Annotated in this window: 20 protein-coding genes and 1 pseudogene; 1 reads left to right on the top strand and 20 read right to left on the bottom strand. The window is 36.0% G+C overall.

Annotation, left to right across the window (positions count from 1 at the left end; translation table 11 throughout):
* From GHC26_RS10940 to GHC26_RS10930, 3 genes and pseudogenes are all read right to left on the bottom strand, one after another.
* Positions 1-418, bottom strand: a pseudogene (locus tag GHC26_RS10940) (transketolase); the annotation flags it as partial.
* A gap of 156 nt (positions 419-574) precedes the next feature.
* Positions 575-811, bottom strand: a complete 237-nt coding sequence (locus GHC26_RS10935; RefSeq protein ID WP_163971307.1) for a DUF896 domain-containing protein — start codon at positions 809-811, stop codon at positions 575-577.
* Positions 812-896: 85 nt separating this feature from the next.
* A complete protein-coding gene (locus GHC26_RS10930; protein WP_163971306.1) occupies positions 897-1,535 on the bottom strand; it encodes a YneB family resolvase-like protein in 639 nt (212 codons plus the stop codon).
* Positions 1,536-1,819: 284 nt separating this feature from the next.
* On the opposite strand from GHC26_RS10930, the gene lexA reads away from it, so the two are divergent.
* Positions 1,820-2,443, top strand: a complete 624-nt coding sequence (gene lexA, locus GHC26_RS10925; protein ID WP_163971305.1) for a transcriptional repressor LexA — start codon at positions 1,820-1,822, stop codon at positions 2,441-2,443.
* A 63-nt stretch (positions 2,444-2,506) separates the two neighbouring features.
* Here lexA and glnA read toward each other — a convergent pair whose 3' ends face one another.
* The 17 genes from glnA to recA all read right to left on the bottom strand — a co-directional run bounded on the left by glnA (position 2,507) and on the right by recA (position 23,716).
* Positions 2,507-3,844, bottom strand: a complete 1,338-nt coding sequence (gene glnA / locus GHC26_RS10920; protein WP_163971304.1) for a type I glutamate--ammonia ligase — start codon at positions 3,842-3,844, stop codon at positions 2,507-2,509.
* 63 nt (positions 3,845-3,907) lie between these two features.
* On the bottom strand, positions 3,908-4,300 hold the full coding sequence (locus tag GHC26_RS10915; RefSeq protein WP_163971303.1) for a MerR family transcriptional regulator: 393 nt from the start codon (positions 4,298-4,300) through the stop codon (positions 3,908-3,910).
* Between the two features lie 509 nt (positions 4,301-4,809).
* A complete protein-coding gene (locus GHC26_RS10910; RefSeq protein ID WP_163971302.1) occupies positions 4,810-6,051 on the bottom strand; it encodes a methionine gamma-lyase family protein in 1,242 nt (413 codons plus the stop codon).
* A 13-nt stretch (positions 6,052-6,064) separates the two neighbouring features.
* Positions 6,065-7,297, bottom strand: coding sequence for a GTPase HflX (hflX, locus tag GHC26_RS10905; protein ID WP_163971301.1), 1,233 nt, complete (start codon positions 7,295-7,297; stop codon positions 6,065-6,067).
* A 91-nt stretch (positions 7,298-7,388) separates the two neighbouring features.
* Positions 7,389-8,315: a stage V sporulation protein K gene (spoVK, locus tag GHC26_RS10900; RefSeq protein ID WP_163971300.1), complete on the bottom strand. Its 927-nt coding sequence runs from the start codon at positions 8,313-8,315 to the stop codon at positions 7,389-7,391.
* Between the two features lie 140 nt (positions 8,316-8,455).
* Positions 8,456-8,680 carry an RNA chaperone Hfq gene (hfq, locus tag GHC26_RS10895; protein ID WP_163971299.1) on the bottom strand — a complete coding sequence of 75 codons (225 nt, stop codon included), beginning with the start codon at positions 8,678-8,680 and terminating at the stop codon, positions 8,456-8,458.
* Between the two features lie 41 nt (positions 8,681-8,721).
* The gene (miaA, locus tag GHC26_RS10890; protein WP_163971298.1) at positions 8,722-9,657 is read right to left on the bottom strand and encodes a tRNA (adenosine(37)-N6)-dimethylallyltransferase MiaA; all 936 of its coding nucleotides are present in this window, start codon (positions 9,655-9,657) and stop codon (positions 8,722-8,724) included.
* A 23-nt stretch (positions 9,658-9,680) separates the two neighbouring features.
* Entirely contained in the window at positions 9,681-10,130 is a 450-nt protein-coding gene (locus GHC26_RS10885; protein ID WP_163971297.1) for a Dps family protein, read from the bottom strand.
* A 68-nt stretch (positions 10,131-10,198) separates the two neighbouring features.
* Positions 10,199-12,061, bottom strand: a complete 1,863-nt coding sequence (gene mutL, locus GHC26_RS10880) for a DNA mismatch repair endonuclease MutL (protein ID WP_163971296.1) — start codon at positions 12,059-12,061, stop codon at positions 10,199-10,201.
* 17 nt (positions 12,062-12,078) lie between these two features.
* Positions 12,079-14,670, bottom strand: a complete 2,592-nt coding sequence (gene mutS / locus GHC26_RS10875; RefSeq protein WP_163971295.1) for a DNA mismatch repair protein MutS — start codon at positions 14,668-14,670, stop codon at positions 12,079-12,081.
* A gap of 554 nt (positions 14,671-15,224) precedes the next feature.
* On the bottom strand, positions 15,225-15,800 hold the full coding sequence (locus GHC26_RS10870) for an outer spore coat protein CotE (protein WP_163971294.1): 576 nt from the start codon (positions 15,798-15,800) through the stop codon (positions 15,225-15,227).
* A 257-nt stretch (positions 15,801-16,057) separates the two neighbouring features.
* Positions 16,058-16,486: a RicAFT regulatory complex protein RicA family protein gene (locus GHC26_RS10865; protein WP_163971293.1), complete on the bottom strand. Its 429-nt coding sequence runs from the start codon at positions 16,484-16,486 to the stop codon at positions 16,058-16,060.
* Position 16,487: 1 nt separating this feature from the next.
* A complete protein-coding gene (gene miaB / locus GHC26_RS10860) occupies positions 16,488-18,056 on the bottom strand; it encodes a tRNA (N6-isopentenyl adenosine(37)-C2)-methylthiotransferase MiaB (RefSeq protein ID WP_163971292.1) in 1,569 nt (522 codons plus the stop codon).
* 166 nt (positions 18,057-18,222) lie between these two features.
* A complete protein-coding gene (locus GHC26_RS10855; RefSeq protein WP_163971291.1) occupies positions 18,223-18,483 on the bottom strand; it encodes a stage V sporulation protein S in 261 nt (86 codons plus the stop codon).
* A gap of 107 nt (positions 18,484-18,590) precedes the next feature.
* Positions 18,591-19,388: a TIGR00282 family metallophosphoesterase gene (locus GHC26_RS10850; RefSeq protein ID WP_163971290.1), complete on the bottom strand. Its 798-nt coding sequence runs from the start codon at positions 19,386-19,388 to the stop codon at positions 18,591-18,593.
* A gap of 128 nt (positions 19,389-19,516) precedes the next feature.
* Complete coding sequence (gene rny, locus GHC26_RS10845) at positions 19,517-21,082, bottom strand: ribonuclease Y (protein WP_163971289.1); 1,566 nt, start codon at positions 21,080-21,082, stop codon at positions 19,517-19,519.
* A gap of 1,596 nt (positions 21,083-22,678) precedes the next feature.
* Positions 22,679-23,716, bottom strand: coding sequence for a recombinase RecA (gene recA, locus GHC26_RS10840; RefSeq protein WP_163971288.1), 1,038 nt, complete (start codon positions 23,714-23,716; stop codon positions 22,679-22,681).
* Positions 23,717-23,851 lie beyond the last annotated feature (135 nt).

Here is a 23,851-nt window from a genome sequence, read left to right as displayed (position 1 = left end):
TATAGGTTGCAGCAAGGTGTGCTTCTGCCATAGCCATTCCAACAGACATGGCAATCCCTTGGCCTAATGGGCCAGTTGTTGCTTCAACTCCGTCTGTATGATGTACTTCTGGGTGTCCAGGTGTTTTGGAATCCCACTGACGAAATGCCTTTAAATCATCCATGCTCACGTCATAACCTGATAGATGAAGTAAGCTATATAAAAGCATAGAGCCATGTCCAGCAGATAGGACAAATCTATCTCGGTTAAACCATTTCGAATTTTTTGGGTTATGATTCATGAAATCAGTCCACAAGGTATATGCCATTGGTGCAGCACCCATTGGTAAACCTGGATGACCGGAGTTGGCATTTTGGATGGCATCAATGGATAGTGTGCGTATCGTATTGATGGATAGTTGTTCGATATTTTCAGCCATTATTAAATCCCCTTTCAATTATTAAATCGTATATCCAAATTAATTCTATAATGAATATAAATGGGTAACAAGCTATATTGGTGGCAGAAAAAAATAAATTCATATATCGTTAACAATTTCTACACATTTAGTATATTTTTTGATACAGGGGCAAAATTATTCATGTTCATCCTCTTGTTGTTGTAATTCCTTCACCTTTTTAGGTGTAACATCATTTCCTTTGGGATCAATAACAGTCATTGTCTTAAACTGATTTTTAAAGGACTTACGTACATTTTTTAAATATTCTTGGCGCAGTGCTTGTTGTTCCTTTTTTTCCTTTTCGGTTAAACCTGTTTGTTTTGATTTCTTAGATAATTCATTTATACGGTTTAACTTTTCCTTTGAAATCATAAAAAAACCTCCCTTAAACCAATAAAAAAACAAGAACATTATGAGTGCTCTTGCCTTTTAATATTACGCATCATGCTTTGGATATTCAAGTATTAAGGTATTCTTGATATCGTCTATGTACAGTTGCTTTCGAAACATTGTATCCAAGGTTTGTTAATGTACGAGCTATTTCTTCAAATGTTAGGTTGTTTTGCCGTAAGCGAACAACTTCACTAATTGGAAATTCGAGTCGTTCTCTACCTGGTGCTTTTGAGTGATTTGATAGATTTTTACTTGGATTATATCCGTTATGTATAGCTTTTTGCATTCCTCTTTTAATTTTTGCATTATGAATTTTTCGTTGATATTCCTCTACGATTCCAACAATTTGTAAAACCATCGAATCAGATTCTGATAATATCAATTCCCCATCATGGGTTGTAGTAAAAATAGAAATATTCATTTTCTGTAGTTGATGGAAAAGTGCAATTTTAGTATTTCCTCGTCCTAGCCTTGTTTCATCTTGAATTAATAAGCATTCTGCATATTTCATCGAAAAAAGCTCTAACATTTTAAAAATACCATCTCGATCAATATCATAGCCACTTCTTTGTTCTGAAATATTTTCTACAACAGTCATGTTGTGTCGATTTGCAAGTTTACTAAGTTCTTCCTGTTGTCTTTTTAAAGAGGTCTCTTGTGTTGTCTTATCGGTACTTACTCTACAATAAATGATTGCTTTCATAAAAATTCTCACTATCTCCCTTATGCACTTGTAATCATGCAAACGTATAAAAATACTAATGCTAATGCAAATGAAACTAGATAAAACATATCTATTTTTGAAATATTTTTAAACATAGAATAACCAGTCCTTTCTCAAAATAAGAACCTTTGTTCGATATTTCTAATTATGATTATACACGAACATACGGTCTTGTCAATAGTTTTTTCGAACGAATGTTTGCTTATTGTAAATAGAGATGGTAAACTACTAGTAATAAATCCTATGCGTGAGGTGTTTGATAGATGACAAAACTTTCAAAAAGACAACAATCTATATTGGAATACATAAAAGAAGAAGTAAATAACAAAGGATACCCACCATCTGTTCGAGAAATTGCGGAGGCAGTTGGTTTGGCTTCTAGTTCAACTGTACATGGTCACCTTTCACGACTAGAAAGCAAAGGGTTTATACGAAGAGACCCTACGAAACCAAGAGCTATTGAGGTAATTGATCTTTCTGCTGACAATAATATCCCCAAAGATGATGCACGCTTTGCTCCTGTTATTGGAAAGGTAACAGCAGGTATTCCTATTACAGCAGTGGAAAACATTGAAGAATATATTCCATTACCTAGCTCTAGTGCAGGTCCTGATGATAATCTATTCGTACTAGTTATTGAAGGTGAAAGTATGATAGAAGCTGGTATTCTTGATGGTGATAAAGTAATTGTAAAACAGCAAAGTACAGCTCAAAATGGAGATATTGTTGTAGCGATGACAGATGAAGAAGAAGCGACGGTTAAACGATTCTTTAAAGAAAAGGATCATATTCGTTTACAACCTGAAAATGCAACAATGGATCCGTTAATCTATCAAAATGTTACTATTTTAGGAAAAGTAATCGGACTATATAGGCATATTCAATAATCCTAACTAATGTAAAAAGCCCTCAATCTGATGAATGAGGGCTTTAATGCGTTAAATGTTAGTTTAATAAGAGTTTAAATATTGCTCACGTTCCCATGGGTGTACAGTCGTACGGAACATATCCCATTCAATTTCTTTTGCTTCTAAGAAATGTTCATAAAGATGATCACCTAGAGCTTCAACAATTACAGGATCAGATTTCAGTTCATTCAAGGCTTCGATAAGTGTTGCAGGTAAATCTTTAATGCCTTGTTTTTCGCGCTCTTCACGATCCATTACATAAATATTACGGTCAACTGCTGCAGGTGGTGTTAGTTTATTTTCTACACCATCCAACCCAGCTGCTAATAAAGTAGCTAATGCTAAATAAGGGTTAGCAGTTGGATCAACACTACGTACTTCAACACGTGTACTTACCCCACGCGAATTAGGGATACGCAGTAATGGACTTCTATTCGCACCAGACCATGCAACGTAAGATGGTGCTTCATAGCCAGGTACCAATCGCTTATATGAATTGACGGTAGGGTTTGTAACTGCGGTAAAGTTTGTCGCATGTTTAATGATTCCCGCAATAAACTGATATGCTGTATCACTTAATTGCCTATCACCATCCTCTTTAAAAAATGCATTCTCGCCTTTTTTAAACAAGGACATGTTGGTATGCATACCAGATCCGTTCACACCAAAGAGTGGTTTTGGCATAAATGTAGCATGTAGATTATGTTTTCTAGCTATTGTTTTAACCACTAATTTAAAGGTTTGAATATCATCTGCATGTTTCACAGCATCAGAATATTTAAAATCAATCTCATGTTGACCAGGAGCTACCTCATGGTGAGATGCTTCTATTTCAAATCCCATTTCTTCTAATTCTAAAACAATATCGCGACGACAATTTTCCCCTAAATCAGTTGGAGCCAAGTCAAAGTATCCACCATGGTCGTTTAGCTCTAATGAAGGATCTCCTTTTTCATCTAATTTAAATAGGAAAAACTCTGGTTCTGTTCCAATATTAAATGCATCAAAACCTAATTCTTCCATTTTCTTGAGATTACGTTTTAAATTATATCTTGGGCATCCTTCAAATGGAGTACCATCGGGATTATATATGTCACAAATAAAGCGTGCTACTTTTCCTTTTTCTGAAGTCCATGGAAATACAACAAATGTATCTAAATCTGGATATAAGTACATGTCAGATTCTTCAATACGAACAAAACCTTCAATAGAAGACCCATCAAACATCATCTTGTTGTCCAACGCCTTATCTAATTGACTAAGTGGAATTTCTACATTTTTAATCGTTCCTAACATATCTGTGAACTGTAGGCGAATAAAGCGAACATTTTCCTCCTTTATCTTCTCCTTGATTTGTTCTTTGGTAAAGTTTGATCCCATCATTTCTCCTCCTATAATTGTATAAATAAAAGTATTAAAGAAAATGATTTTCCTAATACTTTATTAATATTTAACAAAAAATCTAGCTAATTCCCCTTGCCTTAGTGTTGTCTTCCCATAGCGACCAGCATCATTTAGCTCTTGTTTTAAAACCTTTCGTAGTTGAGTTTTAGATAAATCTTTTTCCTTCTTCGTTGTTTCTTCCTTTAAACTTGTATCTTCATTTAACAATAATTTAATTCCTGCTAAATTAAGACCTTTGTCTAAGTAATCTTTTATTTCCAGTAATTTGTCTACATCATTAAATGAAAACAATCGTTGATTTCCTTCTGTTCGTTCTGGGGTGATTAACCAATGTTCTTCATAATAGCGAATCTGTCTTGCTGTCAACTCGGTTAGTTTTTTTACTGTACCTATTGAAAATAAGGGCATTGAACGGCGTTCTTGATCATCCATTTCGATAACCCCTTTCCTTTAATTGGTTATTATTTTAAAACATGTTAGGTATATTGTCAAGTATATGTGAGGTTTTCTTACATAAAAATAAAAAATAATATAAAGCGTAAAAAGAATCACGCTTTATAGTTAAGCTCTTTTCGCATACTTTGTTGTTTTCTGCATTGCATAATCTATATTGCAGTAAATTAAGGCGATGTTTAGTGAGTTTATCCGTTCTGGGAATACACTTCGCTTTCACCATGGGCATAAGTGCGACATCTGTTCAACTGTTCGTTTCACAGTGTCTACTTTACCACGGACTCCCCGCGAGCCTCCTCACTCGTACCCTCGCATGAGGGGTCTCTTAGGCTAGTTTCGACAAACAGGACAAGGAAAGCTTCGACAGCGAAACATCGCACGAAGCAAAAGTATCTTTCTTTTGCGAGGACGTTCTAGTGTCGGCGCCTGCCACAGGACGTGACCGATGTTAGCCGACGAGCCAGGAGTCTGCGTGTATATATTAAGGATTAAAGTGATATATAGTCTTTATTTTGTAAATGTTGAATGGCATTTTGCAGGGCAATCTTTACATGCTCATAGGTTAAGCCACCTTGTACAAAAGCGGTATATGGATATCGTATTGGTCCATCAGCTGTTAATTCAAGGCTTGCACCTTGAATAAATGTTCCTGCAGCCATAATGACTTTATCTTTATATCCAGGCATGGGACTAGGCTGTGGTGTTACATATGAATTGATCGGTGAACTTAATTGAATAGATTGACAAAAGGCAACCATTTGTTCAGCTGTGTCAAATGAGACAGACTGGATCAAATCGGTTCGTGTTGATACATAATCTGGTGTTGTTTTAAATCCAACTAACTCTAAAAAACGGGACGTCAAAATAGCTCCCTTTAATGCTTCTCCAACTATATGAGGTGCTAAAAAGAACCCTTGAAACATTTCTTGAAGCATATGTAAAGTTGCTCCTGTTTCCTTTCCCAAGCCAGGGGCAGTTAATCGATTAGCACATTGATTAAGTAACTCTTCACGTCCAACAATATAACCACCTGTTCGAACAATTCCACCACCTGGATTTTTAATTAGCGAACCTGCCATAATATCAGCGCCAACATGTAAAGGTTCCTTTGTTTCGGCGAACTCTCCATAACAATTATCAACAAATATAACGATATTTTCATTTATCGATTTCACAAATTGAACCATCTCTTGAATGTCATTAATAGTAAAAGATGGTCTTTCATCATATCCTTTAGAACGTTGGATCGCAATTACTTTTGTATTCTTGGTAATATTAGACTTTATGGCTGGGTAATTTATTTCATTTCCATTTTGTAAAGGAATCTCTTTATAGTTAATGTGATATTCCTTTAATGATCCTGCATTCTCAACATCATAGCCTATAACAGATTGTAGGGTATCATATGGCTTACCTGTAATATAAATTAATTCATCCCCTGGCCGTAATAGTCCAAATAATGTAGTTGATATTGCATGGGTTCCAGAGACAAGTTGCGGGCGTACAATAGCAGCTTCTCCACCAAATACATCTGCATAAATAGATTCTAATGTATCCCGACCGATATCATCATATCCATAACCAGTTGTTGAATTAAAATGGGTGTCGCTTACTCGATTATGTTGAAACGCTTCTAACACTCGTTTTTGATTTGTTAAAACAATTTGTTGTACTGCTTTATGTTGTGTAGCAACATCATTTTCTGCTTGTGTCATTAATTGTTCAATCATCGCTTTTATCTGTTTACTCCTTTAGTTGATTTAGTAATGGTGAATCCTTTTCTACATATCCTGTAACATGGTAACACTCTGATTCGTTATCAAAATAACGTTCTGTTACGATCGATTCATGGTCCAATCGGTGTAAAAGCTTCCCTTCATTGGGTTCAATTTGAATGGAGTACCATTCCCAATCGCTTTTTAATACCGTTTCGATCTTCTGTGTTAGTGATTTTATATCTTCCTCTGAATAAGCACTTATTTGAATATTTGGGTGCAACATTGGGATAAAGGAATCGTCTAAAAGGTCCCGTTTATTATAAACGGTTAACATTGGAATGGTATTAGCATCCAATTCCTCTAATAAATTCATTACCGTCTTTTGATGTTGTTGGTTATCCTGATGGGAAGCATCCACAACATGTAAAATGAAGTCTGCCTCTGTTACTTCTTCTAATGTAGAACGAAAGGCGGCAACTAATGTTGTTGGTAAATCTTGTATAAATCCTACCGTATCCGTTAATAGTGTATGAAATCCTGATGGCAGTTGAATTTGTCGTGTTAAAGGATCTAATGTAGCGAATAACTGGTTTTCCTCTAATGCATTTTCGTTTGTTAATCGATTAAATAATGTTGATTTACCGGCATTGGTATACCCAACAATCGCTATTTGAAAAGCTTGATTCATTTTCCTTCTTTGCCGATATTGCTCTCGTTGGTTCACTACTTGCTGCAGGCGACGTTTTATATCATAAATTCTTCGTCTAATATGTCGTTGATCGGTTTCAAGTTTTGTTTCACCTGGACCACGTGTACCGATTCCAGCGCCTAATCTAGACATTGCTTGTCCTTGTCCATGAAGTCTTGGTAGTAGATATTCTAATTGCGCCAATTCTACTTGAAGTTTCCCTTCCTTTGTTTGTGCTCGTTGTGCAAATATATCTAAAATAAGCTGGCTTCTATCTACAAGTGGGACACCTAGTTCATTTGCCAAATTTCGCGATTGACCTGCAGATAGCTCATCATTTGCAATTACCAAATCGATGGCTAATTCTTGTACAAAGTCTTTGATTTCATGAAGTTTACCTGTTCCAATATAGTGGGCAGGATGGATTCGGTCTCTCTTTTGGGTAATAACCTTTTCGACCGATCCACCTGCTGTTTGACTTAATGATATTAATTCGTCTAAAGAGGATTGGAATCGTTGTTCTGTTTGATTCGGTTTTTTAACCGCAATGATTAGTACTGTCTCTGTCATGTATTTACCCTCTTTCATGTGAAATGTTGTTCCATGGTATTGTAGTTATCTTTGTAAAGAATAAATTGCATCACAATCGTTGTCAAACATGCTAATTGCCATGGTCAAAGCATAAATCACTACCTCTAAGTTTAATTAAGTCTTCTGTTGTATAAGATCTAGCGTGTAGTAGTCGAACCGCGTGTTTTCGAATAGATTGTTCCATAACATTGCGCACATAACGAGCATTTGCAAAATTTCGCTCTTTTTGTTGTATTTTATGATGTAAATGATTTCGTAATTTCCATTCAGCCTCTTTGGTCAGTTCATATTCCCTTAATGTTACCATTTGTTTTGCTATCTCTACCAATTGATTAACATTATAGTCATCAAAATCTAAAATAAACGGAAAACGTGATTTTAGTCCTGGGTTTAACATAAGAAAGCGTTCCATCTCGTTTGGATACCCTGCTAACACAAGGACAAAATCATTATGGTGGTCTTCCATATGTTTGACTAATGTATCAATTGCTTCTTTTCCAAAGTCTTTCTCGCCACCACGACCTAATGAATATGCTTCATCAATAAAAAGCATACCACCCATTGATTTTTGGATAATGGCGCGGGTTTTTTGTGCTGTTTGGCCGATATATTCCCCAACTAAATCTGCTCTTTCTGCTTCAATGAAATGCCCTTTGGACAATAAATTCATATCAAAGTATAATTTCGCTAATTTCCTAGCAACCGTTGTTTTCCCAGTACCAGGATTTCCTTTAAATAACATGTGGAGGACCTGACTATTCGCTTTTAATCCTAATTCATTACGTCTTTGATTAATCACAATTGTGGCATAAATTTCTTTGATTGTCTGTTTTAAATGGTCTAACCCGATAAAGGGAGCAAATTCTTTTTCTATATGGCTAAACGGATTATCATATGCATCATAAACGTGTGTTGGTTCCTCAATGTTTTCTTTTATTTTATTATTTAACACAATATTGATTTGACCATTTCGTTTTTGTAATTTTTGCGTTCCCACATCATCACCCCTTAGTCACGATATTATACGTAGAGATGAATAAAATTGTGACAAACGCCTATATACCAATTCGAAAACATCAGGAGAACTACTGTATCAACTAAAAAACGGACACATAAGAGCGTCCGTTATAATTTACGCTATTCCTTTTCCAATGTTACATTTCTACTAGGGGCAAATGTTGAAATTGCATGTTTATAGATTAATTGTTGTTTTCCATCCGTTTCTAATAATACCGTAAAATTATCAAATGCTTTCAAAATCCCCCTTAATTGAAATCCATTCGTTAAAAATACGGTTACCGAAATGTGGTCCTTTCTAAGTTGATTTAAATATTGGTCTTGAATATTTACCGATTGCGCCATCGTATTATTTCCTCCTCTTTTCTATCTATATATTATTATTTCTACTTATCTTTTAAGATTCCTGCCAAGTCTCTTAATATAATTCCAAATTTTTCATTAATTGTATTAGGTTCTACCGTATACCAAGTGATATCCATTTTATTTTTAAACCAAGTGTATTGGCGTTTTGCATACCTTCTTGAATTACGTTTGAGAATGTCGATACAATGTTCGAGCTCCTGTTCTCCTTTAAAAAATGGAATAAATTCCTTATAACCAATTGCTTTCATAGATTGAGCATTTTGTAAACCTTGTTTATATAGTGTACGTACTTCCTCTACCAATCCATCTGCAACCATTTGATCAATTCGCAGGTTTATTCGTTCATAGAGTAGCTGTCGATCCATTTCCAGTCCAATAAGAATAACATTATATGGTGATGATTGATTTTGTTCTTCCTGTAATTGAGACTTTGTTTTTCCTGTTGTTTCAACTATTTCAAGTGCACGTACAACACGGCGATGATTATTAGGATGAATCTTAGAAGCCTCTTCAGGATCTACTCTTTTTAACTGCTCATATAAAGGCTTAATTCCTTGTTTTGCAATAATGCTTTCGAATTTTTTGGTTATAGTGGGATCTCTTTTTTCATCTGCGAAATTATAGTCAAATAACGCTGCTTGTATGTATAAACCACTTCCACCAACAATTATAGGTAACTTGTTTCTGGAAGTGATTTCTTCAATATGATCGTTGACAGAGGACTGGAAATCGGCAACCGAGAATGATTCATGTGGATCTAAACTATCAATTAGATAATGTGGGATTCCTTGTTTTTCGTGTTCTTTAATTTTGGCTGTCCCGATATCCATCCCTCTATATACTTGCATGGAATCCCCACTAATAATTTCACCATTAAATTGTTTAGCAATTTCAATACTTAATTTTGTTTTTCCTACAGCAGTAGGTCCAACTATTGCAATTATCGTTTTTTTCATGCGTATTCCCCTATATAAAATTCCTATTCATATGCACGATATGCTTGTAACATCCAAAAATACTTTTCAAAAGCAGCTTGTTGTCCAATCAACATATCAGCAGTTGGCTCATCTTTTCTTTCTGATGCAAGAGGGAGTCCTTCTTCTTTTATTTCTTTAATGATTTGTTCATAGTCAGCTTTGAGTTGTGCAATCATTTCATCTTCTTTATCGTCAGCAGTCGCTTCTTCTAGTGTTGTTTCCTTTAAATATTTAGACATTGTAGCTAATGGCTTACCATCTATCATTAAAATACGTTCAGCCACTTCATCTATTTGATCTGCAAACATATTATACATTTCTTCAAATTTTTCATGTAACGTGAAAAAATGTCTCCCTTGGACAAACCAATGATACCGATGTAATTTTATATACATAACGGTATAGTTTGATAAAAGTTGATTGAGAAAGTTAATTAATTTTTGATTCTCCATCGTTGCATACACACCTTGTCATTTTTTCTATTAGGATTGCCAAGGTGCATATAAATTATACCATTCGCTTACATAACACGCTTAAACATTTTTTCCAACTCATAAGACGAAAAGTGTACAATAATTGGTCGGCCATGTGGACAAGTAAATGGATCTGTAGTGCTGCGTAAATCTTCTAATAACCGAAACATGTCGTCATGATTCAGATAATGATTCGCCTTAATGGAGCGTTTACATGACATTAAAATGGCTGCTTCTTCTCGAATAGATTCAATGTTAATTTTCTCTTCTTTCATTACTTGTTCCACTATCTCCCTTAGAACTTCCTCTTCAAATCCTTTAGGAAACCATGTGGGATAGGAACGAATAATATAGCTTTGATTGCCAAAAGGCTCTAAAAATATCCCTACATGTTCTAAGTCTTCTTTATAATGGTCAATGATAATTGCTTCCTGCTTGGAGAATTCAAACGTTAAAGGGATCAATAATTCCTGTGACTCATTGATTGGTCGACCTAATTTTTCTTTAAAAAACTCATATTTAATACGTTCCTGTGCAGCATGTTGATCAATCATGTAGAGACCGTCATCATTTTGCGCTAAAATATAAGTTCCATGTAATTGACCGATTGGATACATCGTTGGTACTCGTTCTCTTTTTTCTGTTGTTTGTTGCACTTCTTTTGCTGGTGCAACAGAAGTAGGAATTTTATTATCGTAAATAGCTAAATCCTGCAGTTCTTCATTCATTTGTGAGGATTCACTGGTTGTCGAGGATGGAGACATGATTGTTGTCTGGTCAGCTTCAGTAAAAGCTCTTCTATCCCAACTTTGATCGTTCTCTTGTATTTGCTCTGCATCTGTTGTAGTATATTGGTCTAGATTGAAAGAATGCTGTTCTGACCGATAATTACTTTGTTGGTTAGATTTTTCCATTTCTGGAATTAACGTGATTTCTCGAAACTTCGATTGAATCCCATCTTTCATTGCTTCAAACAATTCCTTCTCTTTACTAAAACGAACTTCTAATTTGGTAGGATGTACATTTACATCGACTAGAATTGGATCCATATCAATTGATAAAACAACAATTGGATTTCTACCTATAGGAAGCAATGTATGATACCCCTGCATGATCGCCTTTGTTAACGAAAGGCTCTTAATATAACGACCATTTATAATGGTGGATATATAATTTCGTGAAGCCCTTGTGATTTCTGGTTTAGCAATATATCCACTAATCGAAAAATCTAATGTTTCTTTTTGGATGGGAAGCATTTGCCTTGCTACTCCCATGCCGTAAACATTGGCAATAACTTGAAGTAAGTCATTAGAACCAGTTGTCTTAAATAGCTGCTTTCCGTTATGTGTTGCTTCAAACCGTATTCCTGGATGAGATAATGCTAAGCGATTTAACAAGTCTGTAATGTGACCGAGCTCTGTATGAATTGTTTTCATATATTTTAAACGAGCTGGTGTATTATAAAAGAGACTTTCCACGTTAACTTCTGTACCTTGGCGTGCGTCACTCTTTTCTCTTTTTACAATTTTTCCACCTTCTAAAGTTAGAAGTGTTCCTGCCTCATTACCTTTAGACGTTTTAATGGTTAATTTACTAACTGCTGCAATACTAGCCAAAGCTTCACCACGGAAACCGAGTGTTTTCACATGAAATAAATCTGTTTCATTTTTAATTTTACTGGTAGCATGGCGCAAGAAAGCCTTTTGTACATCCTCGTCATCCATCCCAATCCCGTTATCTGTTATTTTAATTTGCTGCAAACCAGCTTCCATTAGATCCACTTTAATCCATGTACTTTTTGCATCAATACTATTTTCAACTAATTCTTTTACAACGGAAGCAGGGCGTTCAACTACTTCACCAGCTGCAATCTTATTTGCAAGTGAATCAGGCAGTTGATAGATAGTCATCGAAAAAACAGTCCTTTCTATGATCCTCTTTTAATCTTTTTTTGTAGTCGATGCAATTCATTCATCGCATCCAACGGTGTCATGTCAAATAGATCTATATCAGCCAAGGCCTGTACTATTTTTTGATTGAGATTAGATTCCTGTTGACTGTTTGTCGAAATAGTTTCTTTTTCATCTTCTATAAAGAAAGATAATTGACTCGTCTCACCTGACTCCTCAACTATATTACTTGTATCTTTTGTTTCTAACTCTTTCAAAATAGTGCGAGCACGTTCTATTAACGATTCGGGTAAGTCTGCTAGTTTGGCAACATGAATCCCATAACTTTGATCTGCAGCACCTTCTTCAATTTGGTGTAAAAATACAACATTTCCTTCATATTCTTCAGCTCGTACATGTATATTTTTCAATTTATTTAAACTTTCTTCTAATGCGGTTAATTCATGATAATGGGTTGAAAATAGTGTTTTTGCACCAACATGATGATGAATATATTCTACAATCGCCTGAGCTAAAGCCATTCCATCATACGTGCTTGTCCCACGGCCAATTTCGTCTAATAAAATTAAACTTTTATCAGTTGCATTACTTAGTGCATTTTTCGCCTCTAACATTTCCACCATAAACGTACTCTGACCAGACACTAAATCATCAGCTGCACCAATGCGTGTAAAGATTTTATCGAAAATAATTAAATCTGCTTCATCACACGGAACAAAACAGCCGATTTGGCCCATAATTGCTGTTAATGCTAACTGTCTCATATAGGTACTTTTCCCTGACATATTAGGTCCAGTAATTAATAGTATATTTGTATTTCGATCTAACGTAACGTCATTTGGTACAAAGGAACCATCTTGCATTACTTGCTCGACAACAGGGTGTCTTCCATTTTTTATCTGTAATGTATTACCTGTAAATCGAGGCCGCTTATAATGATTTTGTTCACTTACCGTTGCAAATGACTGTAGGACATCTATTTTACTTACCAGGTCAGCTAAATGTTGAATCGTTGGGATATATTCTTTAATTTGATCACGTATTTCGATAAAAAGCTCATATTCCAATGCAACACTTTTTTCCTCTGCTTCTAATATGATACTTTCTTTTTCTTTTAGTTCTGGTGTAATATATCGTTCAGCATTTGTTAAGGTTTGTTTTCGCTCATAGCGATCTTCCGGCAATAAATGCAGATTTGCTTTTGTTACTTCAATATAATATCCAAACACCCGGTTATAGCCTATTTTTAACGACTTAATATTTGTTGCCTGTCTTTCTTTTTGTTCTAATTCGGCAATCCATTGTTTTCCGTTTCTTGTTGCATCACGGTAAGTATCTAGTTTTTCATGATAACCATCCTTTATGATAGACCCCTCTTTAATAGAAATAGGAGGTTCATCTATAATACTAGCTTCTAGTAATGTCACAATATCTTCTGGAATGGTTAATTCTTTTGCTAACTGTTGAAAAGACGTTTCTGGAAATTGCATTAATAAAGATTGTAACTCAGGTATTCTCACTAAAGACTGTTTTAATTGAATTAAGTCACGCGCATTGACATTTCCAAATGCTATTCGCCCTGCTAACCGTTCTAAATCATAAACAGACTTTAATATTTCCCTTAAGGTATCACGTTCCATAAATGCATGGAGAAATGCCTCGACAATTTCTAATCGTGATTCAATTTGGTATTTCGATAATAATGGTCGTTCGATCCATTTTTTTAATTTTCGGGACCCCATTGCTGTTACGGTTTGATCTAAGACCCATAACAAACTTCCGTGTTTTCCTTTTTTTAAAATAGTTTCCGTTAATTCTAAGTTTCGTTTGGAATACATATCTAATGAAAGGTACTCATTCAATTCAATGACATTTGCGGTTTGCAGATGATCTAATGACCGACGCTGTGTGTATTGAATATAGTTTAACAGTCGGCTAAATGCTTTCATCAATCGTTCATCATCTAGATTATCACAAAGATGACGATACTCCGCATTAAATGTGATTTCATCTTGATAAGATATGGTCACCTGTAATTTCGCTTTTAAATCATGTTGTAAGGATTCTGGTAATGAGGAGGAAATAACAACCTCTTTCGTTGGCTGGTTAAATAATTCATGGATTACCCGATCCCAACCCTGTTCAATTAGCGCAATACTATTTTCTCCTGTTGATATATCGTTATAGGCAATTGCAAATGTCCCATCGTCAAAATGGGAGATGCTTGCAATATAATTATTTTCTTGTTCCGTTAACATGTTACTTTCGATAACCGTTCCTGGAGTGATAAGCTGAACAACTTCCCTTTTGACAACACCTTTCGCTACTTTTGGATCTTCAACTTGCTCACAGATTGCAACTTTATAGCCTTTATCCACCAAATTTTTTATGTAATTGGTAGCTGAATGATACGGAACCCCACACATCGGAACTGGTTCTTTTTGATTGGCATCTCGTTTTGTTAATGTAATTTCTAATTCTCTTGCAGCCTTTATCGCATCATCAAAGAACATTTCGTAAAAGTCACCTAAGCGAAAAAACAAAAATGCATCTTGGTAATCCGCTTTTATTTTTAAATATTGTTCCATCATCGGTGTATTTTTTGCCATGCTTAATCCTCCAAAAACTACATTATTATTCTAAAATTATATCATATTTTCCTATTTATAGGCGACTAGTTGCGACAGAATTTGTAGGATCTGCGTATTATAATCATTAGAAAAACTCACATTCGCTCGTCCTTTAGCAAATGTGTTCGTTTTTCTTATACTTGGGACATTAAAATTTTGACCACGTCGAGTCCACTTCTTAGCTATAATTTTATACTTTCCTAACGTGGAACAAAAGTTAGAAACACTCGGTTACCGACGTACGGACTGCTCCTAGCCATGCCAGGTGGTTTGATCTTGTCGCGCAAAGTGACGGTCTTAGTCGAACATTCCCCTGTAGGAGTCGATGCCCGCTTTATCGGCTAAATACTCCTCACGTCCTGTGACCGACGCCGTTACTAGACCCTCCTGGTCGTCGTACGGAGGTGAGGGAAGTCTCGCTACAGCTTTAGTGCTGGTCCTGGACGTGGCTGTTCCTGTTGTTCAGTAACCCTCAACTCTATTTTTTATAATTTCCAATATCAAAAAAAATTACGAGGAATGACCTCGTAATTTTATGATTCTTTACTGCTTTCTTCATCAAGAAAATCTGGATTGACATCACTTAATTCATCATCTGTTAATTCAAAATCCCAATCATCATCATCGTCTGCAACTTTAGCACCATCTGGATCTACTTTAACAGCTACTTTTGTTTCGCCAATAATTTGAACTAAAAATTCACGTTCAATTTCAACGATAATTTTTTGTCCTTGATTTGCTATTTTGCACTCTAAGCAATTCGGTTGTTGTAGTACTTTTGCAATCACATCATATTCATCATTTAGCGTATTATCATCCTTTACGGATAAAGGAATAGTATCTGTATACGTTACTCGTTCTGTTACAACTTCTGTTTTTGTATTATCGTTGTACGAATACCATATATTAATATCGTAGCTGCCACTCACTTCAACCGTATCATCTGACTTCTTTTTCGCATTATATAAATGATTAATTACCCAGCAACCCAAAATGCTTGATGGCCTATGTGACGGTGAAACATTGTGAGTTGCTTGCGTAAATTTACGGCCTTTACCACACACAGCCTTTGTAATGATTTCTCTATAATCGTTATCAAGAAAACTCATATGACGTTACCCTCCTCATTTTTCATAGTCATTTTATGCAAGACAAATACCTAAAGTGCATAGTGTTTCTATGAAAGTGTATTAGGCACTTTAAAATCTCCATATTTAAGTTGGAGATTAAAAAACTACAATCTTAATAACATCCTATGAAAACAGATCATAGCTAGTGCCTATATTTATTTAGAGGATTAGATTATTGTAGTAAAAAAACCGAGTATCAAGGATTCACCTTGATACTCGGTTTCATTATATAGCGATTAATAGCCGCATGTGGTGCTATTTTGTGCTTTTGAGCCAGTATTACCAGATAACAGATCGCCACCAGTAGAGGATATAACATTATTGGTTACTTCCCGTGCAATTGTACCGGAAACAAGTTGTAAGATGTCATTAACAACAACTTGTGTTTCTTTAAATTCCTGTACTACTGGAATAGCATCAATTTCTTCTTGGAGCCTATCAATTTCTGCCTCCACCTTTTTCAGTGCTTCTGACTTCCCATATGCTTGGAAGTTTACTGCTTGTTTTTGTAATGCTTTAATGCGACTAATTAATTGTTGGACCTTTTGGTTTTCATTTATTTTTGCTTCCACTTGCTTAAAACGATCAATTTCTTCTGTACTCGCAAGCATCGTTGCTAAATTTTTCGCCTCATCTAATATTTGTTTTCGTGTGTATTCAGCCATGTTAGTTCACCTCTACTGTATTTTCTACCATTATACCATCTAATGACCAAGTTTTTGCATCTGTTATTTTAACATCAACAATTTTTCCAATAGCAGATTTAGGTCCTTTGAAATTAACCAGTTTATTTCTTTCTGTATAGCCTGCTAAAATATCTGGGTCTTTTTTGCTTTCCCCTTCGACAAGTACTTTCACAACTTTATCTTTATAGGCCATCATCGATTCAGCAGACTGCTTATTCACAAGTTCATTTAAACGGTATAAGCGTTGTTTCTTCACTTCTTCTGGAACATCATCCTTTTTTCGCGCTGCTGGAGTACCTTCACGTGGGGAATAGATAAATGTAAAGGCTGACTCAAAACCTACTTCCTCCATAAGTGACATGGTTTCCTCAAATTGTTCTTCTGTTTCATTAGGGAAACCGACAATGATATCAGTTGTTAATGTTGCATTAGGCATTGCCTTTCTAATCTTACGCACCAATTCTAAGTAATCTTCTCGTGTATATTTACGATTCATTTTCTTCAATACTTCACTACTACCAGACTGTACAGGTAAATGGATATGATCAAGAAGATTACCACCCTTAGCCAATACTTCAATTAAATGATCATCAAAATCTCTAGGATGAGATGTGGTAAATCTTACACGTGGAATATCAATCTTATGCATGTCATTCATTAGATCACCAAAGGTATAATCCATATTTTCAAAATCTTTTCCATACGCATTTACATTTTGTCCTAATAAAGTTACCTCTTGATAACCTTGTGCTGCTAAATGACGAACCTCTTGAATAATGTCTTCTGGTCTTCTACTACGTTCTTTCCCACGAGTCATCGGAACAATACAGTAGGTACAAAACTTATCACAACCGTACATAATGTTCACCCATGCTTTAATTTTTCCTTTTCTCGCTTTCGGAAGGTTTTCAATAATGTCTCCTTCCTTAGACCAAACTTCCACCACTTTTTCTTTTCCAAACATCGCTTCTTTTACTAAATGTGGCAAGCGGTGAATATTGTGTGTACCAAAAATCAAATCAACTTGTGGATGCTTTTTCATAATCCGATTGACGACAGATTCTTCCTGTGACATACAACCACATACACCTAGAATTAAATCAGGCTTTTCCCTTTTGAGAGCTTTTAAGTGGCCTATTTCACCAAAAACTTTGTTTTCAGCATTTTCCCTGATCGCACATGTATTTAGTAAAATAATGTCTGCATCCTCTGTATCAGCTGTTGCTTCATATCCCATTTCCGTTAGAATTCCAGCCATTACTTCGGTATCATGTTCATTCATTTGACATCCATATGTACGGATTAAGAATTTTTTTCCTTCTCCTATATTTTCCATATCTTCTGGGATACCAAAATCATAATGCACTTTTACTTCATCACGACCACGCTTCCGTGCTTTGTTAATATTTGGTGGTTCATAGGTTGTTTCAAAATACTTCGCAAAATCAGCTGTTGTTTTTTCACTGAGTGGCTTGTCCTGTCCGGATTTTCTGTCCGCGGCATCTACCTGTATGATTTGCGACTGTGCTTTACGTTGTTCTTCATTCATGACGATACCCCTTTCCATATACACATAAAATCTACATAAACGTACATTATATAAGTATAAACGCTAATGGCGAATTTCACAATCTAAAACATTACTGTGCCTATTTATTGATAGACACAAAAAAGTGTTACGCATTCATACGTAACACTAAATAGCATTCATTCCATTATCTTGGCTCTACAATTAATTTGATGGCAGTTCGCTCTTCTTCATCAATCATGATATCTGTAAATGCTGGGATGCAAATCAAGTCTACTCCACTTGGTGCAACAAATCCCCTAGCGATAGCTACTGCCTTAACAGCTTGATTTAATGCACCAGCTCCTATTGCCTGTATCTCCGCTGTACCTCGTTCCCGTAAGACATTTGCAAGTGCACCTGCTACTGAGTTTGGATTTGATTTTGCTGAGACTTTTAATACTTCCATTACTAGTACCTCCTTCATTTACTAATGTAGTCCTACTGCTACTATATTCTTGGAGATGTTAGCTTATTACATTTATTATGCATGAATAATTCAAAAAATTCAATAAATCAGCTGAAGAATGGGTGGTCATCATTAATGATGATACGTTCTACCTTGGTGGCCAACCCTGTTTGATCATTTATCGTTATGAGAACTCCATTTAATTGTGTTCGTCCTTTTTTATCAATTTCAAAACGAACTGGTAAATTTGTTAAAAAACGTTTCATGACAGATTCCTTCTCAACACCTAGTATGCCATCATATGGGCCTGTCATACCCACATCCGTAATATAGCCAGTACCCTGTGGTAGAATTCGCTCGTCTGCTGTTTGCGTATGCGTGTGTGTCCCAACAACTGCACTAACCCTACCATCTACATACCACCCCATTGCTTGCTTTTCACTAGTTGCTTCAGCATGAAAATCTAGAAAAATAATATTTGTTCGTTTCTTTGCTTCTTCTATTAATTTATCGGCCATTCTAAATGGATCATCAAGCGGAGGAAGAAATGTACGACCCTGCAAATTAATTACAGCAATTTCCATTCCATTTACATTAATAAATGCTAATCCTTTGCCTGGAGTACCTTCAGGAAAGTTTGCAGGTCTTATCATTTTATTGGCATCATCAATAAATTCAAAAATCTCCTTTTTATCCCATGTATGATTTCCTAATGTAACTAACTGAGCACCCCATTCTAAAAATTGTTTGTATATCTTTTCTGTAATACCTTTACCAGAAGCAGCATTTTCCCCATTAACAATAGTTACTTGTGGGTGATAGGCTTCCCTTAATTTTGGTAAATAAGATTGAACCATATCTCGACCTGGGGATCCTACGATATCACCAATAAATAATATTTTCATATTTTGCTCATCCTATCTTTTAATATGGTATTAGTGTTTCATATATGTATATCTATTGTCAAAAATAGTGGATAAAATAAGCAAAAAAATAGAAGTGGCCATATGACCACTTCTATTTACAATAAATGCTATTTAGCGTATTCCACAGATCTAGTTTCTCGAATAACAGTGACTTTAATATGACCAGGATAATCAAGGTCACCTTCTATTTTCTTACGAATATCTCGAGCAATTCGAACTGACTCAATATCGTCAATTTCATCAGGTTTTACCATAATACGAATTTCTCTACCTGCTTGAATTGCAAAGGATTTTTCAACTCCATCAAACGATTCCGAGATTTCTTCTAATTTTTCTAAACGTTTGATATAGTTTTCTAATGTTTCGCTTCTTGCTCCTGGACGAGCTGCAGATAATGCATCAGCTGCAGCTACTAATACAGCGATAACTGAAGTAGCTTCTTCATCTCCGTGATGAGATGCAACGGAATTTATAACTACCTCATGTTCTTTGTATTTCATTGCTAATTCTTTTCCGATTTCAACATGACTACCCTCTACTTCATGATCAATCGCCTTACCAATATCATGAAGTAATCCAGCTCGTCTTGCGAGTGTTTCATCTTCTCCTAATTCAGCAGCAAGTAACCCAGCAAGGTATGCAACCTCTGTTGAATGCTTCAGTACATTTTGACCATAGCTTGTACGATATTTTAAACGACCAAGTATTTTAATAAGGTCTGGATGCAATCCATGCACTCCAACCTCAAACGTTGTTTCTTCACCAATTTCACGTATATATTCATCAACTTCACGTCTAGCTTTGTCCACCATTTCCTCAATTCTAGCAGGATGAATACGACCATCTTGTACTAGTTTTTCTAGGGCTAAACGTGCAGTTTCACGTCTTATTGGGTCGAATCCAGATAAAATAACAGCTTCTGGTGTATCATCGATGATTAAATCAATTCCTGTTAATGTTTCCAGTGTACGAATATTACGTCCTTCACGACCAATAATTCGTCCTTTCATTTCATCATTTGGAAGGTTAACAACAGATACAGTTGTTTCAGCAACGTGATCGGCTGCACAACGTTGTAAGGCTAATGATAGAATATTTTTTGCCTTTTTATCAGCTTCCTCTGTCGCGCGATTCTCCGCCTCTTTTATCATAAGCGCTGACTCATGTGATACTTCCTTCTCAATCCGTTCTAAAATAACTTGTTTAGCCTGATCAGTAGTATATCCTGAAATGCGTTCAAGCTCGGTTTGCTGCTCTTGTAACATAGCTTCCACTTTGCTTTCCATTTCTTCAATTTGTTGTTGTTTGTCTGTTAGTGATTGTTCCTTTTTCTCTAACAAGAGCTCACGACTATCAAGTGTTTCACTTTTTCGATCAAGACTTTCTTCTTTTTGCATCAGACGATTTTCTTGTTTTTGTATTTCATTACGCCTATCACGCAACTCATCTTCTGTCTGCTGGCGAAGTTTATGATTTTCATCCTTCGCCTCAAGAAGCGCCTCTTTCTTAGCGGCATCTGCATTTCGATGGGCTTCATCAACAATTTGTTTCGCTAACGTTTCCGCACTGGAAATCTTTGCTTCTGCAATTGACTTACGAATCAGATAACCAACAACAATACCGACGATTAGGATTAAGGTAAGCAAAATGGAGATGATTAAAGGACTGTCCATGTTTTCACCTCCTATTGCTATCAAATTTTTACATTTCATTATTGTCGGCATGTACCATGTTTAATGATTGTTAAAGGAAAAAAATTGTATAATAAAAATTATAAAATTATACATAACTAATTTTAATTGTCATCCAGCTCAATGTCAAGGAAACGTCACAACTTCCTTCCTATATATATACTTTTTTTGTCATGTTTCGCGTTTTTTTGCACCATATGTCCTACACTACCTTTCTATTACTCTTTTGTCGTAGATTATTTTCCAAAAGATTGTATTTTTCAAGTATGAAATTTTAATGAATAGTTGTTAGGTGATGTATCGTAACTCATCACTACGGAAATATACTTTAGTGAGATGGAGATAGATCACTATCGTATGTATAGAACCGTTCACTGTTCACTATAGGTTTTGGCATTCTTTGCTTGTCAGTATACAAACGAGTTCGAAGAGTAGTCAGAATTTAATCGAGGCTGCTGCTCAGTGCACATTTGAATCTGAAAATCAGCCAGAAATGCATTGAGGCTACTCGTCAGTGCATAATCGTTATGAAAAGTGATCGAAAGTAAATTGATACCGCTGCTCAGTGCAACATTCTCTTTCCAATAAGCTCTTTTTGCATACTTTGTTGTTTTCTACGACGCATAATGTATATTATGCGCAGTAGTTAGGATATGCACATAGCTTCGCTACGGAAAAACACTACGCTTTCCGCGGGGGAGTGGTGAGCCTCCTCGGGCTAGCGCCCTGTGGGGTCTCACCTATCTCCTACTTCCCGCAGGAGTCTTCGTGTTTTCCTTCGCTGATGTGTGCTGTCCTCTTTCTAATCATTGCTATTGCTAATATACTAGTTGATTGGAGTGTAGGGCAGTCGACTCCTGTGGAAAAAACAACAGCTGAAGATCCCACAGGAAGCGGTTTTTGCTTCCGGTGTCTAGCTTCGACGGACAGGACGTCCTAGTGCCGATAGTCATAAGGACGTGGCTTTATCATCGGCCAGCACCTACCCCCTCGAGGTCTTAAGTCAATCCTCTTTGTGGCAAAAAGCACCACGCCGAGGCTCGACTTAAGCTTGGCAGATAAGAAAAAATTTCTTACTGCATAAGTGCAACTAAGGCTTTCGCCACTTGGCGAAAAGCCAAGTTTTCTAATCGGGGGTGACCAAGGCGCTTCCGCTTTTCTATTGAGGAAGCTAAAAGCGTCTGTCCGCGGTAAAGAAGACACTGTGAAAACGTAAAGTTTGAACAGATGTCGCACTTATGCCCGTGGTGAAAGCGACTGTCCGTAGCGGAAATCAATAAGGAACTTTTACTGCGCATAATACATCAACTATGCATTATGATTTATACTTAAAAAAAGCAACAATCTTTTAGAAAACAGCCTTCCAATAAGAGACTGCGTGAAAATCTATTGCTGCATTGTGGAAATTGAGACTCTATTTTAAGTCGCATAATATATAAGATGTGAGGTTAAAAAGCAACAAAGTAAACGAAAGCGTCTTTGTCTGAACCTTAAGATTGCAGCATATAGGTCCGCATTCAAACAATAATGCCTCTATTACTAGTGTATCCAGTAATAAAGGCATCTAATGATTTATGTTTATACATCTAAGGTTTCTTGTCCGACTTCTTCTTGTGTTTCAGATCCATCATCATCTAAACTATAATGATTTCTAATTTCACTATGAATTTCGGCCATCATTTCCTCATTTTCTTTTAAAAATTGTTTTGCATTTTCTCTTCCTTGTCCTAATCTTTCACCTTGATAGGAATACCATGCACCACTTTTTTGGACAATATCTAAATCAGAACCAATGTCAACTATTTCTCCTTCTTTAGAGATCCCTTCGCCATACATAATGTCGACTTCAGCTTGCTTAAATGGTGGTGCTACCTTATTTTTAACAACTTTTATTCTAGCCTTATTTCCGACCATATCATTTCCTTGTTTTAATGTTTCTGCACGTCTTACTTCTAGTCTTACAGACGAATAGAATTTAAGTGCTCGACCACCTGGTGTTGTTTCAGGATTTCCAAACATTACACCGACTTTCTCACGAATTTGGTTAATGAAAATAGCGGTAGTTTTCGATTTATTAATGGCCCCTGAAAGTTTTCGAAGTGCTTGAGACATTAAACGAGCTTGTAAACCAACGTGAGAGTCGCCCATTTCACCTTCAATTTCAGCTTTTGGTACTAAAGCTGCAACTGAGTCTACCACAATAATATCGACCGCACCACTGCGAACAAGTGCTTCAGCTATCTCTAACGCTTGTTCTCCTGTATCAGGTTGAGATAGTAATAATTCTTCTATATTCACACCTAATGCTCTAGCATAGGTTGGGTCAAGTGCGTGCTCAGCATCAATAAAAGCTGCTTGTCCCCCTTTACGTTGTGCTTCTGCGATCGCATGTAAGGCCACTGTTGTTTTACCAGAAGACTCTGGACCATAAATTTCAACCACTCTACCTCTAGGATAACCACCTATTCCTAAAGCTACATCTAGTGCTAAGGACCCACTTGGGATTGTTGCAATTTTTTGTCCTTCTTGTTCCCCTAATTTCATGATCGAACCTTTTCCGAACTGTTTCTCAATTTGGCGTAAAGCCATATCTAAAGCTTGTTTTTTATCACTCAACGAGCTTACCTCCTTTAATTAAGTAATTCTATCATAACTTGTTTTTAAGAATTTGCCAAGCAATAATCGAATAGGTGTTCCCTTGCTTTCTAATAAAGTTTTCCTATTAAAATAGTATTTTATCCTAGGAAAATG

Origin of the sequence: Oceanobacillus halotolerans, from assembly GCF_010993955.1 — a bacterium.
GTDB lineage: Bacteria > Bacillota > Bacilli > Bacillales > Amphibacillaceae > Oceanibacillus_A > Oceanibacillus_A halotolerans.
The sequence above is the reverse complement of the archived record's forward strand: the minus strand, read 5'-3'. Positions and strand labels throughout refer to the sequence as shown.